Annotated in this window: 15 protein-coding genes; 11 read left to right on the forward strand and 4 right to left on the reverse strand. The window is 70.9% G+C overall.

The features are described 5' to 3' along the window. Positions 1–16: 16 nt before the first annotated feature. The 5 genes from VXJ25_RS00460 to VXJ25_RS00480 are packed head-to-tail and all read left to right on the forward strand — an operon-like array spanning position 17 to position 4880. Positions 17–631, forward strand: coding sequence for an Asp23/Gls24 family envelope stress response protein (locus VXJ25_RS00460; protein ID WP_330957239.1), 615 nt, complete (start codon positions 17–19; stop codon positions 629–631). A gap of 3 nt (positions 632–634) precedes the next feature. Further along, on the forward strand, positions 635–1990 hold the full coding sequence (locus VXJ25_RS00465) for a MurT ligase domain-containing protein (protein ID WP_330957240.1): 1356 nt from the start codon (positions 635–637) through the stop codon (positions 1988–1990). Then, complete coding sequence (locus tag VXJ25_RS00470; protein ID WP_330957241.1) at positions 1983–2738, forward strand: type 1 glutamine amidotransferase; 756 nt, start codon at positions 1983–1985, stop codon at positions 2736–2738. The genes VXJ25_RS00465 and VXJ25_RS00470 overlap by 8 nt, the downstream gene beginning before the upstream one ends. 46 nt (positions 2739–2784) lie before the next feature. Beyond that, the gene (locus VXJ25_RS00475; protein WP_330957242.1) at positions 2785–3726 is read left to right on the forward strand and encodes a ribokinase; all 942 of its coding nucleotides are present in this window, start codon (positions 2785–2787) and stop codon (positions 3724–3726) included. Positions 3727–3743: 17 nt separating this feature from the next. Further along, positions 3744–4880, forward strand: coding sequence for an acyltransferase (locus tag VXJ25_RS00480; RefSeq protein ID WP_330957243.1), 1137 nt, complete (start codon positions 3744–3746; stop codon positions 4878–4880). Positions 4881–4958: 78 nt separating this feature from the next. Here the strand turns inward: VXJ25_RS00480 and VXJ25_RS00485 are convergent, their stop codons facing one another. Then, positions 4959–5618: an SOS response-associated peptidase family protein gene (locus VXJ25_RS00485; RefSeq protein ID WP_330957244.1), complete on the reverse strand. Its 660-nt coding sequence runs from the start codon at positions 5616–5618 to the stop codon at positions 4959–4961. Positions 5619–5855: 237 nt separating this feature from the next. Between VXJ25_RS00485 and VXJ25_RS00490 the strand changes: the two genes are divergently transcribed. From VXJ25_RS00490 to VXJ25_RS00505, 4 genes are read left to right on the forward strand one after another with little or no spacing between them, the layout of a single operon-like run. Then, entirely contained in the window at positions 5856–6194 is a 339-nt protein-coding gene (locus tag VXJ25_RS00490; protein WP_330957245.1) for a thiamine-binding protein, read from the forward strand. After that, positions 6184–6984 (forward strand): ABC transporter permease, encoded by an 801-nt coding sequence (locus VXJ25_RS00495; RefSeq protein WP_330957246.1) that lies wholly within the window; start codon positions 6184–6186, stop codon positions 6982–6984. The genes VXJ25_RS00490 and VXJ25_RS00495 overlap by 11 nt, the downstream gene beginning before the upstream one ends. Next, positions 6981–8069: an ABC transporter substrate-binding protein gene (locus VXJ25_RS00500; protein ID WP_330957247.1), complete on the forward strand. Its 1089-nt coding sequence runs from the start codon at positions 6981–6983 to the stop codon at positions 8067–8069. The genes VXJ25_RS00495 and VXJ25_RS00500 overlap by 4 nt, the downstream gene beginning before the upstream one ends. Before the next feature lie 34 nt (positions 8070–8103). Then, the gene (locus VXJ25_RS00505; protein ID WP_330957248.1) at positions 8104–8883 is read left to right on the forward strand and encodes an ABC transporter ATP-binding protein; all 780 of its coding nucleotides are present in this window, start codon (positions 8104–8106) and stop codon (positions 8881–8883) included. 17 nt (positions 8884–8900) lie between these two features. Here VXJ25_RS00505 and VXJ25_RS00510 read toward each other — a convergent pair whose 3' ends face one another. Beyond that, complete coding sequence (locus VXJ25_RS00510) at positions 8901–10328, reverse strand: threonine/serine exporter family protein (protein WP_330957249.1); 1428 nt, start codon at positions 10326–10328, stop codon at positions 8901–8903. A gap of 206 nt (positions 10329–10534) precedes the next feature. Beyond that, a complete protein-coding gene (locus VXJ25_RS00515; protein WP_330957250.1) occupies positions 10535–11848 on the reverse strand; it encodes a hypothetical protein in 1314 nt (437 codons plus the stop codon). A 296-nt stretch (positions 11849–12144) separates the two neighbouring features. Here VXJ25_RS00515 and fba point away from each other — a divergent pair, with 296 nt between their 5' ends. Both fba and VXJ25_RS00525 read left to right on the forward strand, forming a co-directional pair. Beyond that, positions 12145–13020: a class II fructose-1,6-bisphosphate aldolase gene (gene fba / locus VXJ25_RS00520; protein WP_330957251.1), complete on the forward strand. Its 876-nt coding sequence runs from the start codon at positions 12145–12147 to the stop codon at positions 13018–13020. Between the two features lie 531 nt (positions 13021–13551). Next, positions 13552–14232 carry a hypothetical protein gene (locus VXJ25_RS00525; RefSeq protein ID WP_330957252.1) on the forward strand — a complete coding sequence of 227 codons (681 nt, stop codon included), beginning with the start codon at positions 13552–13554 and terminating at the stop codon, positions 14230–14232. Positions 14233–14268: 36 nt separating this feature from the next. Here VXJ25_RS00525 and VXJ25_RS00530 read toward each other — a convergent pair whose 3' ends face one another. After that, complete coding sequence (locus VXJ25_RS00530) at positions 14269–14772, reverse strand: RrF2 family transcriptional regulator (RefSeq protein WP_330957253.1); 504 nt, start codon at positions 14770–14772, stop codon at positions 14269–14271. Positions 14773–14832: the final 60 nt, after the last annotated feature.

Consider the following 14832-nt stretch of genomic DNA (forward strand, 5'->3'; position numbering starts at 1 on the left):
TGGAAGGGAGCTTTGCATGGCCAAGAAGGAAGTCGCGCGCGACGAGGCGGCCGAGGAGCCTGCCGTCGCGGACGTCGAGACGGAGCCCGAGGGCAGCGACATCCCCGTCGAGGACGAGGACCTGGAGTCCGAGGACTCCCTGACCTTCTCCAACGGCGTCATCGAGAAGATCGTCGCCATCGCGATGCGCGACGTCCCCGGCGTCGTGGGCATGAAGGGCGGCTGGATCAACCGCGTCCAGGACGCGCTGGGCGCCGCCGACCCGCGCAAGGGCGTCAGCGTCGAGGTGACGCCGGACAGCTCCGTGCGCGTGAACATCTCCGTGCTGATGGAGTACGGCGCCTACGCACCGCAGGTCTTCGAGGACGTCAAGAAGACGGTGGTCAAGCAGGTCACCGGCATGACCGGCCTCGAGATCGCCGGCGTCAACCTGAGGATCGAGGACGTGCTCACCCCCGAGGAGGTTCGCGCCCGCCGCAACGAGGGCAAGGCGGAGGCCGAGGCCGCCGTCCTGCCCGCGCAGGGCGACGCGGCCCAGCCGGAGCCCGAGGGCGCGGGGACGACCCCTGCGCCCGCGCCCGCCGAGGGGACGCAGGCGTCCGCCGGCGATCCGGCCGAAGAGGAAGCCTAGCGCATGGGGGCGCGCACCGCGCTCGCGACGGGCCTGGGCAGGCTCGCCCACTGGGGCCTGCACGACGTCCTGCACAGGTCCGCCTCGCAGCTGCCGGGCCGCGTGGCGCTGGCCGTCGACCCCCACGCGATAGCGGGGCTCGCGCCCAAGCTCTCGCAGGGCTCGATCGTGGTCTGCGGCACCAACGGCAAGACGACGACCAACAACGTCCTCGCCTGCGCGATGGAGGCGGCGGGCTACCGCGTGCTCTGCAACCGCGAGGGCGCCAACATGGCCGCCGGCGTGGCGGCGGCGCTCCTGCCCGGCCGCTCCGCCGACTGGGCGGTGATGGAGGCCGACGAGCTCTCGACGGTCAACATCGTGCCGGCGCTGAGGCCGCGCTACCTCGTGCTGCTGAACCTCTTCCGCGACCAGCTCGACCGCGCGGGCGAGATCGACCACGTCCAGGACACGATCGCCTCCGCCCTCGCCGCCTCGCCCGAGACGGTGCTCGTGGTCTGCGGCGACGACCCCATCTCCATGGGCGTGGCCTTGAGGGCGCGCGAGGCGGGCACCCGCGTGCTCGCCTTCGGCATCGCCGAGGGCCTCCGCCTCGGCGCCGATCGCGTCCCGGAGGGGGCCTTCTGCCAGGCGTGCGGCGCGCAGCTCGACTACGACTACCGCACCTACGCGCAGCTCGGCGCCTTCCGCTGCCCCAGGGGCGACTTCGCCCGCCCGGAGCTCGACTTCTGGGCCACGGGGGTGCGCGTGGGACGCGAGGGCGTCTCGTTCGACGCCTCGGGCCGCACGCTTCCCGGCAAGGTGCGCGTCTGCGCCTCGTTCGGCGGGGTCTACATGGTCTACAACCTGCTCGCGGCCTTCGTCGCCGCCTCGCTCGCGGGCGTGGACGGCCAGACCTTCCAGCGGGCGCTCGACGGCTACCACCCCGAGAACGGCCGCCTGCAGCACTTCGTCGTCGACGGCCGCGAGGTCGTCCTCAACCTCGCGAAGAACCCGACCGGCTTCAACCAGAACATCTCGCTGCTGCTCGCGGACGAGCGCGAGAAGGCCGCGTTCCTCGTTATCAACGACGACTTCAACGACGGTAAGGACATCTCCTGGATCTGGGACGTGGACTTCGAGCGGCTCGCCGGCTCCCCCGAGGCCCTGAGGGTCGTCGCGGGCGGCCACCGCGCGAACGACGTCCAGGTGCGCCTCAAGTACGCGGGCATCGAGGCGCCGATCGCGGGCAGCGTGGCGGAGGCGCTCGAGGCGATCTCCGACCTGCCGCGGGAGCGCCCGCTCTACGTGCTCACGAACTACAGCGCGCTGTGGCCTGCGAAGGCGGAGCTCGAGCGGATGGGGGAGCGCCATGAGTGAGAGCGCCTCGAGGACCCTCAGGGTCGCACACCTCTACCCGGAGCTCCTCAACCTCTACGGGGACTCCGGCAACATCCTGTGCCTGCGCAAGCGGATGGAGTGGCGCGGCATCGAGCCGGACGTCCGCGAGGTGCACGTGGGCGACCGCCCGAGCTTCTCGGGCGTGGACATCGCCTTCATCGGCGGCGGCTCCGACCGGGAGCAGAGGATCGTCTGCGACTACCTCCTCGAGGAGAAAGACGAGCTCGCCGCCTTCGTGGAGGACGGCGGCGTCCTCGCGGCGGTATGCGGGGGCTACCAGCTCCTCGGCCACTCCTACGCGATGGGCGACCAGGTCGTGGAGGGCCTGGGGCTCGTCGACCTCTTCACGGACCACGGGGAGCCGCGCATCATCGGCAACATCGCCGTCGAGTCGCGCGTCTCGCCCCAGCCGATCGTGGGCTACGAGAACCATGCGGGCCGCACGCACCTCGGGGAGGGCGTCGAGCCGCTCGGCAGGGTGCTCTTCGGGCGCGGCAACGACGGCGCGTCGGGCTTCGAGGGCTGCCTCTACAAGAACGTGCTCGGGACCTACGTCCACGGGCCCCTGCTACCCAAGAACCCCGGCGTCGCGGACTGGCTCATCGCGCGTGCCCTCGAGCGGCGCTACGGCAGTGCCGACCTGGAGCCGTTGGACGATAGGGAGGAGCTCGCCGCCAACGAGGTTATGTACCATCGACTGATGGCGGGCGAGGTCGAGGAGCTGTAGCCGACCGCCCGCGCCCGTCGGACCAGAAGGCGAGAGGAGCCGCCCCATGGCTAAGGTCATCGTATTCGGAAGTCTCAACATGGACCTCTCGGTCGTCTGCGGCCGCATGCCGCGCGAGGGCGAGACGGTCATGGGCTCGGGGTTCTTCACCAACGCGGGCGGCAAGGGCGGCAACCAGGCCGTCGCCGCCGTGCGCGCCGGCGTCGAGACGCACATGATCGCCCGCGTCGGTGCCGACGAGTTCGGCAGGAGGCTCACGGACGGCCTCGAGTGGTACGGCGTCCGCTGCGACGCCGTCTGCCGCGCGGAGGGCTACCCCACCGGCACGGCGGTCATCATCCGCTGCGAGGGCGAGAACCGCATCATCGTCGACCCCGGCGCCAACCTGGCGCTCGGCCCCGACGAGGCCATCGCAGACTTCGACGCCATCGCGGAGGAGGGCGACATCCTGCTCACCCAGCTGGAGTGCAGCCTGGAGACCACCGGGGCCCTCCTCGCGCACGCGCACGCGCGCGGCGTCAGGACCGTGCTCAACGCGGCCCCCGCCTTCGAGCTGCCCGAGGTGCTCTACCGCGACCTCGACATCCTGTGCGTCAACGAGACGGAGTGCGAGCGCCTCTCCGGCGTCTACCCCGCAGACCGCTGGCGCCAGCGCGACGCGCTCGGGTTCTTCGAGCGCTGCGGCGTCGCGGACACGATCATCACGCTCGGCAGGCGCGGCTCGGTGACCATGGGGGAGGGCGAGGACGCCCCCCACCTGGTCGAGGCCTTCAGGGTCGACGCGGTCGACACGACCGGCGCGGGCGACGCCTACCTCGGCATGCTCGCCGCCGAGCTCGTGCGCGGGGAGGGCCTGACCTCCGCGATGGAGGTGGCCACGGCCGCGAGCGCCCTCGCGGTCGGCAAGCCCGGCGCCCAGCGCGCCATGCCGACGCTCGACGAGGTGGAGGAGTTCCTCCGCTCCCGTCGCGAGCGCGTGCGGGCCTAGGCGAGAGGCGGGCCGGCTTGGGCGAGGATGCGGTGCAGGCGGGGCGGGCGAAGCGCTCCGGGGGGTCGCGCGGCGCCAGGTCGCGCGACGGGTCCCGGGGGCGCACCTCCGCCGCGTCCGGACGGGGCGGCCGTCCCTGGGTCGACTACTTCGCGTGGCTCCGCGCGGTCGCGGCCGTGGCCATCGTCTTCATGCACGCGGTCGTCTCCACGCTCAAGGACGCCGCGCCCGCCGTCGACGACCTCGTCGCCCGCGCGGTGGGCCAGGCCTTCATGATCCCGCTCACGCGCTGGGCGGTGCCGGTCTTCTTCATGATCACGGGCGCCCTGCTCCTGGACCCCGAGAAGGACGTGGGGCTCGACCGCATCCGTCGCTACGTATGGCGCATGGTCGTGGTCCTTCTCACCTTCGGCCTGGCCTTCAACGTCTCAGGGCTCATGCTGCAAGACGGCGCCGGCCTTCCGGAGGCCCTCGGAGAGGGGCTCCGGAGCCTCCTGTTCGGCAGCTCGTGGGACCACATGTGGTACGTCTACGCCCTCATCGGCGTCTACCTGTTCGTCCCGGCGCTCAGGGCCTTCGTCCGCGCGGCCTCGCGCGAGACCTACCTCCTCACCCTCGGGGCGATCTACGTGCTCTGCTTCGTCGTGCCGACGCTCAACGCGCTGCTCGGGCTCGACCTCGCGACCCTGCACGTGCCCGAGGGCGCCTACCCCGTCGGCTACGTGCTGCTCGGCTACTTCGCCCACCGCCACCTCAGGCTCGACTGGCGCATCGGCCTTTCCGGCACCGCGTGCTGCGCCGCCGCGACCGCCATCGGGGCGTGGGCGGAGCTGGCCGAGACGAGCGCGGACTACGCGTTCTTCCCCCAGGGCGCCCTCGTCGCCCCCTTCGCCCTGGCGGTTTTCCTCGCCTTCAAGCGCCTCCTGGGCGACGCGCCCGTCTCCGAGCACCCCGTCGTGCGCGGCCTCGACCACCTGGGCTTCGGCCTCTACGTGATCCACCCGGTCTTCGTGCACGCCTTCGTCGCGCTCGTGCCCACGACGTTCGCGCCCCTCTGGCTCTACGTGCTCGGCTGCTTCCTGTCCTCGCTCGCCCTCGGTCTCGCCGCGACCTGGCTCGTCGAGCGCGTCCCCTGGCTGGGCAGGTTCCTCTAGCGACGGAGGGGCGCCCGCCCGGCCGCGCCCGCGTGGGAGAGGGGACGCGGGCCCTCCGCCCGTGCGCCGGCCGGCCGCTCACGCCCGCGCGTCCTCCGCGGGCTCGGCGTCGAGCCGGACGCGGGAGCGGTCGGCGAGGCTCGCGTAGTCGGGCCCGAGCCAGACGGCGGACTCGCCCGGGGCGAGCACGAGCGGCATGCGGCGGTGCACGGGCGCGACGTCCCCGTTGGGAGGGCAGGTCACGACCGAGAAGCGCCCGCCGTCGGCGACGCAGGCGAGGAGGAAGACGGCGTGCCCCGCGAGCCGGAAGCGCCACTGGGGCCTTCTGGCGCGCGCCGGCGCGCCGGCTGCCCACTCCGAGCGCGGGTCCTTCTCGCCCTGCGCCGCCGCTCCCGCGTCCGCGCTCTCGTAGAAGCAGCGGACGGGCACGAGGCAGCGGCCCTCGGAGGCGGCACGCGCCCAGAGGCCGCGCCCGGCGCGCGCCTGCGCGAGGGCCGTCTCGATCCGGGTGTTGAACACGAGGCCGCGGCTCGCGGGGGAGTCGAAGCCCCAGGAGAGCGTCGCGACCTCGAGGGCGCCTGCGGCGTCGGGCACGAACAGGGGGACCTGGCTTCCGGGGTAGGCGTCGCTCGCCGCCGGCGCGCCCGCCGCGGGGACGCGGGCGCGCCCCGACTCCCTGAGGGCGCGCAGGGCCTCGCGCATCTCGGCCGCCTGCAGGGGCGACATCCTATGGCACATCCGTGCACCTCCCGGGTCCGCCTGTCTCGCAAAGGACTATACTCTCCCAGAAGGGGAGCTGGCGCACGCCGGCTGAGAGGGGGCCCACGGCGGCCCCGACCCATAGAACCTGTCCGGACAATGCCGGCGAAGGGACCATCACACCTTGTAGCGAGGTCCCGAGAGCAGGCGGGGCCTCGTCTCCTCTCCCGCGCACGCGCAGGGGGCCAAGGCGCCCGCCGGGAGGAGATTCGAGAGATGAACTGCAGCGTCGCCATCCAGTACCTGCCCATGGACGCCACCGACGAGGACGAGGTCTGCCGCATCGTGGACGCGGTGATCGCCTACATCGACTCCACGGGGGTCGACTACTTCGTCGGGCCCTTCGAGACCGCGATCGAGGGCGACTACGACCAGTGCATGGAGATCGTGAAGAACTGCCAGCTCGTGGGCGCCAAGGCGGGTTGTGGCCACGTGGCGACCTACGTGAAGATCGACTACAAGAGCGAGGGCGACGTGATGAGCACGGAGCACAAGGTCGCCAAGTACCACCAGGGCGACCCGGAGTTCTCCGCGAAGGCCGCCGATGTCGCCTAGGAGGCCCGCCACGCGCCGACCGCGCCCCAGGCGGGCACGCAGGATCTGGGTCCCGCTCGCGACCATCGCGGTCCTGCTCGTTGTCTGGCAGCTGGTGGTCGTACTCGGCGTCGTGCCCAACTTCATGCTGCCGAGCCCCACGCAAGTCGTGGCTGCCCTCGTGGGAGACGTCGGCCTGCTCCTGCAGCACTCCGCGACGACGCTCGTCGAGGCCGCGCTCGGCCTCGCGATCGGCGTGGCGGTCGGGTTCGTCGTCGCGGTCCTGATGGACGCCTTCGAGACGGTCAGCCTCGCGCTCGACCCCCTGGTCACCATCTCGCAGACCATCCCGACCGTGGCCATCGCGCCCCTCCTGGTCCTGTGGATGGGCTACGGGCTCGCGCCGAAGGTCGTCCTCGTCGTGATCTCCACCTTCTTCCCGGTGACGGTGTCGCTCGTCTCCGGCTTCAGGTCGGTCGACCCCGACATGCTCGACCTCATGCGCACGATGAACGCCAGCCGCCTGCAGGTCTTCTGGAACGTGAAGCTCCCGGCGGCGATGGGCGAGTTCTTCAGCGGTCTCAAGATCTCGGCGACCTACGCCATCGTCGGCGCCGTCATCGCCGAGTGGCTCGGGGGCTTCTCGGGCCTCGGCGTCTACATGACCCGCGTGCGCAAGTCCTTCTCGTACGACAAGATGTTCGCCGTGATCATCCTGATCTCGGCCCTCTCCCTGGCGCTGATGAAGCTCGTCGAGTTGCTCCAGCGCCTCGCGATGCCCTGGACGAGGGCGGAAAGGAACGAAAGATGACGCGTTTCGAAGACTCCAGGCACACCGGCCCCTCGGGCCTCTCCCGCCGCGCGTTCGTGGAGGGGGCGGGCCTCGCGGGGGCGTCCTTGGCGCTCGCCGCCTGCGGCTCCTACGACAACTCCGGCGCCGCCGACGCCGCGAAGGGGTCGGCCTCCGGCTCCGCCGCCGCGGGGGACTCCGGCCTGACGAAGGTCAGCTTCTGCCTCGACTACACGCCCAACACCAACCACACGGGCATCTACGTGGCGCTCAACAAGGGCTACTTCAAGGACGCCGGCCTCGACGTGACCGTGATCCAGCCCGCAGACGGCTCGGCCGAGCAGGTCATCGGCTCGGGGCAGGCGCAGTTCGGCATTTCCTACCAGGACTACATCGCCAACAGTCTCGCCTCCGATAGCCCCATGCCCATCGAGGCGCTCGCCGCCGTCATCCAGCACAACACCTCCGCGATCATGAGCCGCAAGGCCGACGGCATCACCCGCTTCGCCGCCCTCGAGGACCACACCTACACCACCTGGGAGATGCCGGTGGAGCAGGCCATCATGAGGCAGTGCGTCGAGCGCGACGGCGGCGACTGGGACAAGGTCACGCTCGTTCCCTACGAGACGGACGACGACGTGGCGGGCCTGCAGGCGAACATGTACGACGCGGTCTGGGTCTACATGGCCTGGGCGGTCCAGAAGGCGCAGCTCGAGGGCGTCGACGTCAACTACTTCTCCTTCGTCGACACCGACGAGACCTTCGACTACTACACCCCGGTCATCGCCGGCAACAACGACTTCGTCGCGGCCAACCCCGACCTCACCAAGGCGTTCGTCGCCGCCTGCAAGAAGGGCTACGAGTTCTGCGTGGAGAACCCCGACGAGGCCGCCGACATCCTCTGCCAGGAGGTTCCGGAGCTCGACGCGGCGCTGGTCAAGCAGTCCCAGGCCTACCTCGCCGACCAGTACGTGGCCGACGCCTCCGGCTGGGGCGTCATCGACCCGGCGCGCTGGAGCCGCTTCTACCAGTGGCTGAACGACAACGGCCTCGTGAAGAACAAGCTCGACGTGAACGCCGGCTTCACGACCGAGTACCTGGCCTAGCGAGACCGGAGGGAGCGCCATGGAGGAGAGGGATATGCCTGAGAGCGGCGTCGCGGCGCTCGAGGCGCGCCACCTCACGCTCTCGTGGGACGGCGAGCACGTGGTGGTGAGCGACGCGAGCCTGAGGCTCGACCCCGGCGAGGTCGTCTGCATGGTCGGCAAGTCCGGCTGCGGTAAGACGACCATCCTCCACGCGCTCTCCGGCCTGACGATGCCCCGGGAGGGCAGGGTGCTCCTGCACGGCGAGGACGTGACCGGCAGGCCGGGGCGCGTGAGCTACATGCTCCAGAAGGACCTGCTCCTGCCCTCCAAGACGATCGTGGACAACGTCTCGCTGCCCCTGGTGGTGCGCGGGATGCCCAAGGCCGAGGCGCGCGAGAAGGCCGCGCCCCTCTTCGAGCGCTTCGGCCTGGCCGGTTGCGAGCGGCTATGGCCCTCGCAGCTCTCCGGCGGCATGCGGCAGCGCGCCGCCTTCCTGAGGACCTACCTCATGGGCAACGACGTGATGCTCCTCGACGAGCCCTTCTCGGCCCTCGACGCCCTGACCAGGGTGGATATGCGCGACTGGTACTGCCGGATGGCGAAGGAGCTGAGGATCGCCACGCTGGCGATCACCCACGACGTGGACGAGGCCGTGAGCATGGCGAACAGGATCTACGTGCTGGAGGGGACGCCCTCGGCGGGAGACCCCAGCCGCATCCGCGCCGAGCTCCGCGTGCCCCGGGGCGAGAAGGACCTGAGCTCGGCGGAGTTCGCCCTCACCGAGGAGTTCCTCGCCTGCAAGCGCCAGGTCCTCTCGCTGCTCGGCAGGTAGCGTCGCCAGCGGGTCGCCTAGACCGTCGTCCTGAAGCGGCGGTCGGTGAGCGCGCGGGCGACGATGAGCCCGAGGGGGAGCGCCAGCACCATGAACGCCGCGTTGAACAGCCACGACGCCCCGTCGGCGCTGTTGCCGAGGGCGAGGTTGTAGACGGCACGGTACATGTAGAGGCCGGGCACCATGATCACGATGGACGGCACCGTGAGCGAGATCCTGGGGTAGCCGACGCGTCGCTGAACGGCCGAGGCGAGAAGCCCCGCCACGAGCGCGCCCAGGAAGCTCGCGAGCGAGGGCGCGCAGCCGGCGAGGTCCACGAGCTCGAGCCTCAGCGTGTTGGAGACGGCGCCGATCGAGGCGGCGGTCGCCGCCATCCGGGGCGTGCTGTTGAACATCTGCGAGAAGCCGAAGACGCCCACGAAGCTCATGGCGACCCGGAGCAGCGCCCGCGCCAGCGGGTCGAGCGCCACCCCCTGCAGGTCGCCCGGGGCAAAGCCCGCGAGGGTCGCCACGACCCAGCCCGTGAAGGTCGCGGTCGTGATGATGACGAGGGCGTAGGAGATGCGCTCGATGCCGGAGCGCATGTCGGACTTGGCGAGGTCGATGCCGCCCGTGATCAGCGGGAAGCCGGGGATGATGAAGAGCATCGCGCAGGCGTAGGCGGACTCGTGCAGCGGGCTCAGCCCGAAGAGCCGCTCGAGCAGCAGGTAGCCGCAGACGGCGGCGAGGCAGGCGAGCGCCACCGACGCCATCACGTTGGGGACGAGCGAGACGCGCCGGTCGATCAGGTGGCGCCTGAACCAGTTGCCCACGAAGGCGCCGACGAGCGAGACGAGCATCTCGATCGGCCCGCCCCCGAGCAGGAAGGTGAAGGCGGCGCAGGCGGCTCCGGAGGAGAGCCCTGCCTGGAGGGGGGTGTAGTTGCCCCTCATGGAGCAGATCTCGTCGAGGGTGGCGTGGGCCTCCGCGAGGGTCAGGTCGTCGCGCTCGCAGAACTCGCGCACGAACCTGCTCAGGCGGTCGAGCCGGTCGGTGTTCACGCCCGTCGTGGGCAGGGAGTAGGAGGCGCTCGTGCGCTCGGCGCCGCGGGAGCAGGTGTAGCTGATCGACGTCAGGCCGGCGTCGACCGTACAGGAGAGGGAGAGCTTGCGCGCGACCGCGTTCATCGACTCGATGACCCTCCAGGCGCCCGTCCCCACCGAGAGCATCGAGATGCCGACCCGGCCGACGAGGCGCGCCTGGTCGTCGAAGGTGGCCTCCGTGACGAGCACCGCCGACTCCCCGCCGCCGTGCCATTCCGGGGCCATGCGGTGGCTGACGCTCGCGTCGTGGCAGGGGTAGCAGGCGCCGGGACGCGAGCCGGCCGCGTCACCTGGGGCCCGCGTCCCGGCGCTGGCGCGCCCTGCCGTCCTCGCCTCGGACCCTCGCCTCTCGGTGTCGCTCATGGAGTGCCTCTCCCGTCGCCGTCCCTCCGCCTGTCGTACGAGCACGCCGGACGGAGGCGGCCCGCCCGGGCAGTACTAGGGATACACCTCGCCCGGGCGGGTCGCAACCGGCCGCCTCGGATGTCCATGAGACGCCCCCCTCGTGAGGGCGTCACGAGGGGGGCGGCGGACCCGTAGGGGAGTGCGGTGCGCGGCGGGTTGCTAGCCTAGCTCGCCGCCTGCGAGGAAGTGCTTCCGGAGGTGCTGCCCGTGGAGGAGGAATTGGCGCTCGAGTCCGACTTAGAGCCCGAGCCGGAGCCGCCGTTCGACGTACCGGTGCCGGAGGAGCTTCCGGAGCCGTCCGACGAGGTGTTGCCGGAGCCCGAGGTGCCGACGTTGGCGCCGCCTCCGGCCGCGGTGGAGCCGGTGCTGGTCGAGCCCGTGGAGGAGGAGCCCGAGGAAGAGGAGCCCGAGGACGAGGAACTCGAGGCGGTCGAGCCGGTAGAGGTACCGGTCGAGCCCGAGCCCGTGCCGCTGGAGCCGCCGGTGCTCGCAGACGCCGAGTCGGCCGCGGTGCCCTGGGAGGTGGAGGCGTCTCCCGTGGCGGCCTTCGAGGAGCCGCCCTTCTCGGACGAGCTCGCCTCGCCGCTGGTCGACGTGGCCGACGAGGAGCCCTTGCCTGCGTCCGTCGTGTCCTCGACCACGGGGGCGGATACGATCGACTGGGTCTTGGGGCCGATGCCCGAGCCCCCGGTCGCGAAGCTCACGACGGCCGCGGTCGCGAGGACCACGGCGACCGACGCCACGACGGCGACCAGGATGCCGCGCCTGCGCACCACGGCGGCGCGCGAGGCCTCGCGTGCCGCGACCGCCTCGTGCATCTCGGGGGTGACGTAGGGCGTGCCGGAGTCGGCGACCTCGCCGTAGCCCTGGGCGAACGAGCCGCGCGTCGCATCTGCGGCGTCGAGCTGGCTGGAGTCCATCACCCCTGCGATCTGCTGGGAGCCGATGCCCGAGCCGCTCGCGACGTCCTTGAGCTTCTCGCCCGCCTTGGAGGCGAGACGGGTGTAGAGCTGGGTCGCGATTGAGGAGATGCCGGCGCCGACGGCGATGCCGATGAGCGAGCCGCCGATGCCGATGCTCGAGGAGAGCAGGAGCGAGGTCACCGCCGAGAGGACCGAGCCCACGACGAGCGAGATGGAGACGGGATGGGCGTCCTCGCCGGAGTCCGGCTGGGAGGCACCGGGCGCGCCGGCGGGCGCCTGCTGACCGAGGGCGGAGGGCTGGCCGTAGGGCGCTGCCTGGCCGAAGGCGGCCCGCTGGGTCATGGGGACGGAGGTGCGCGTCGCGTCCGCCGCCCCCTTGGCGCGGGGCCCCTGCGCGCCGTCCTGGCGCAGGCGGACCCTGCGGGGCCGCTCGGAGCGCGCCCTCGCGGCCGCGCTGCCGGAGGCCCCGGCGGCGCGGCCGGCCTGTGCGGGGGCGCCCCAGGCCATCGTGGTCTGAGCGTCGCTTCTCGACTGGTCATCAGTGTTCAAGGACATGTGCCTTCCTTAGGTCGAATGAGCCACCCGTGAATTAGCTACCCAGTCTAGAGGGCGCGGCGACGCGCCCCACGAAGCACAGAAAGCTGCCATAGCTCCTACATGTGCCCAGCTACCGCGCGTCCGGGCACGTCCCTGGCGAAGGTGCGCAGGGAGGCGGGGGGCGCGGGCGCCTGGTCCGTGGGTGGCTCGCGCGGCCTGGATTGTGGGTGAAAACGCTATGATGCGGCCCTCGTGGCGGCTATGATTAGGGGAAGTGCGGCAGCACTGCCGTAGTCCCTATGTCAGGAGGTATCATGCTCGTTAACGCAGCAGGCATGCTCAAGGCAGCCAAGGCGGGCCACTATGGGATCGCCGCCTTCAACACGAACGACCTCGAATGGACTCGCTCTATCCTGACCGCCGCCGAGGAGACCCAGTCCCCGGTCATCATCCAGTGCACCTCCGGCGCTGCCAAGTGGCAGAAGGGCTTCAAGGTCGTCGCCGACGTCGTGCGCGACATGCTCGACTCCATGGACATCACCGTCCCGGTCGCCCTTCACCTCGACCACGGCTCCTACGAGGACTGCTTCAAGTGCATCGACGCCGGCTTCACCTCAATCATGTACGACGGCTCGCACGAGGCCGAGTTCCAGACCAACATCGACCATACCAAGGAGCTCGTGAAGCTCGCCCACCGGAAGGGCCTCTCCATCGAGGCTGAGGTCGGCGGCATCGGCGGTACCGAGGACGGCGTGACGGCCGAGGGCGAGCTGGCCGACCCCGCGCAGTGCGAGGCCATCGCCAACCTGGGCGTCGACTTCCTGGCCTGCGGCATCGGCAACATCCACGGCCCGTACCCCGCGGACTGGAAGGGCCTGAACTTCGACCAGCTCGCCGCCATCCAGGAGAGGACCGGCGACCTGCCGCTCGTCCTGCACGGTGGCTCCGGCATCCCCAAGGAGCAGGTCCTGAAGGCCGTCTCCCTGGGCGTGGCCAAGATCAACATCAACACCGAGCTCCAGCTCTCCTTCCACTCCGCCATGCGCGCCTACGTGGAGAGCGGCAAGGACCTCGAGGGCAAGAACTACGACCCGCGCAAGTTCCTGAAGCCGGGCTTCGACGCCATCACCGAGACCGCCGAGGGCCTCATCCGCGATTTCGGCTCTGACGGCAAGGGCTGGAACTTCTAGTCCCTGCTGTTGAGGCGGCATAGATCGACGCCAGTGGAGGGCGCCGGGACCCTCGCGTGTGTCCGCGCCCTTCGAGGGAACCTACGTTGATTCATGAGGGGTCGGCCTTCGGGCCGGCCCCTTTGTCGTGCCGGGCCCTCGCATGCCCCGAGGGGCTGCGCCTCAGCCCAGCCGCGCCGCCGGACAAGCCTCGCCGTGCCCGTCGGGCGCCGCAGGCCGAATCAGACCGTGACACGCCCCCCTCTGCTCCCAATACTGAAGACATGCTGAAGATGACGTCCTACCGGCTGCCCTGGCCGCTTGCCAGGCGCGCACATCCGGATCCGATTCAGAGCCGAGGAAGAGGAGGACGAGATGCGCTTCTCCGATCGCGGGAGGGAAGCCCACGACGGGGCGAGGTCCCACCAAGGATGCGACGGGGACCCCGCTGGCCTCGGCGCAGAGGCGTGCCCGTTCGGGACCGTGCCCGCCTCTGGGCCGTCCGCACCGGGGACCGCGAGGAGGAGGGCGCCGAGATGGGCCGTCGCGCTCGTGGCGGCCCTGGTCCTGCCCAACGTGGTCCTGGGGACATGCCTGCTGTCGGGGTGCGCGGACCGGGCGGTGGGCATCGTGCGCCAGTCGACGGCGAGGCCGATCGACGAGCAGGGGTCGGCCACGAGGGACGCGGACGATGGTGGCGGCTCGGTCGCAGGCGGGATGGCTGACGAGGGCGGCGACCCCGAGGCGGACACGGACTCGGACGACGAGTCCTACGTGGTCCGCGCGAGGAGCTTCCAGTTCTCCCTGCCCGAATACTGGCGCGGCAAGGTGGACGTGATGGTGGACGGCGACGAGGCCAGGATCTACCCCAAGTGCTGCTCCCCGCTCGGCGGCCAAGACGACGTGACGCCCCTCGCGAGGCTCGAGTTCGAGGACGGTAAGGTGGCGGAGAACGCCGGCGACATCGGCAACTCTCTGGTGTACAGTCAGACGCTCGGTGACAGCCACGTCGAGGTGTGGACTACCAACTGGCCCTGGATCATCACGAGCGGCAGCGGCGGTGTCAAGGGGCCCAAGGGACGCGGGCAGCTGAGCGAGTTCGTGGACTTGTCGAGCGGCGGGGCGCTCACTTACATAGAGGCGATGGGCCTGGGCGACCGGGACGCGTCCGTGAGCTCCGCCACGAACGACTACCTCGGCGGCGTGGACTGGGACATCAAGGCGACGGGGTAAGGCGGGAGCCGCGACGTCAGCCGCGCCCCCCGCGTCTCAGCACTCGCCTCGTCCGGCGCGGGTGCGCGCCCTGCCGGAGCGGCTGCCCTTGGGGTGCCAGTCCGTGAGGCCCTCGATCTCGTTCTGGTCGTTGCGGCGGTTGATGATGTCCGCGAGGGTCTTGCTGTCGAGGTACTCCGCCATGACCTTGCCGAGGTCGCGCCAGACCGTGACGGTGGGGCAGGTGTTGATGATGGGGCAGATCTCGTCGTTGGTGCAGTCGAGGCAGGCCACGGGGGCGAGGGAGCCCTCGGCCGCCCGGAGGATCTGGCCGAGGGTGTAGTCCTCGGGCCTGCGCGTGAGCCGGTAGCCGCCGCCCTTGCCGCGCTGGCTCTCCACGTAGCCGGCCTTGTGCATGAGCGAGATCACCTGCTCGAGGTACTTGCGCGAGATGTTCTGCCTCCTCGAGACATCGCCGAGTGAGATCCATCCGTCGTGCGTGGCCAGGTCGGCCATGGCGCGTAGGGCGTACTTGCCCTTGGTGGAGAACATGCCAGACATCTCGCGCTCCCTTCGCATCGTGGTCTGGTCGGGTGCGGCCCGGACCTGCCGACCACATGG

This window comes from Olsenella absiana, from assembly GCF_036408855.1.
Classification (GTDB): domain Bacteria; phylum Actinomycetota; class Coriobacteriia; order Coriobacteriales; family Atopobiaceae; genus Olsenella_K; species Olsenella_K absiana.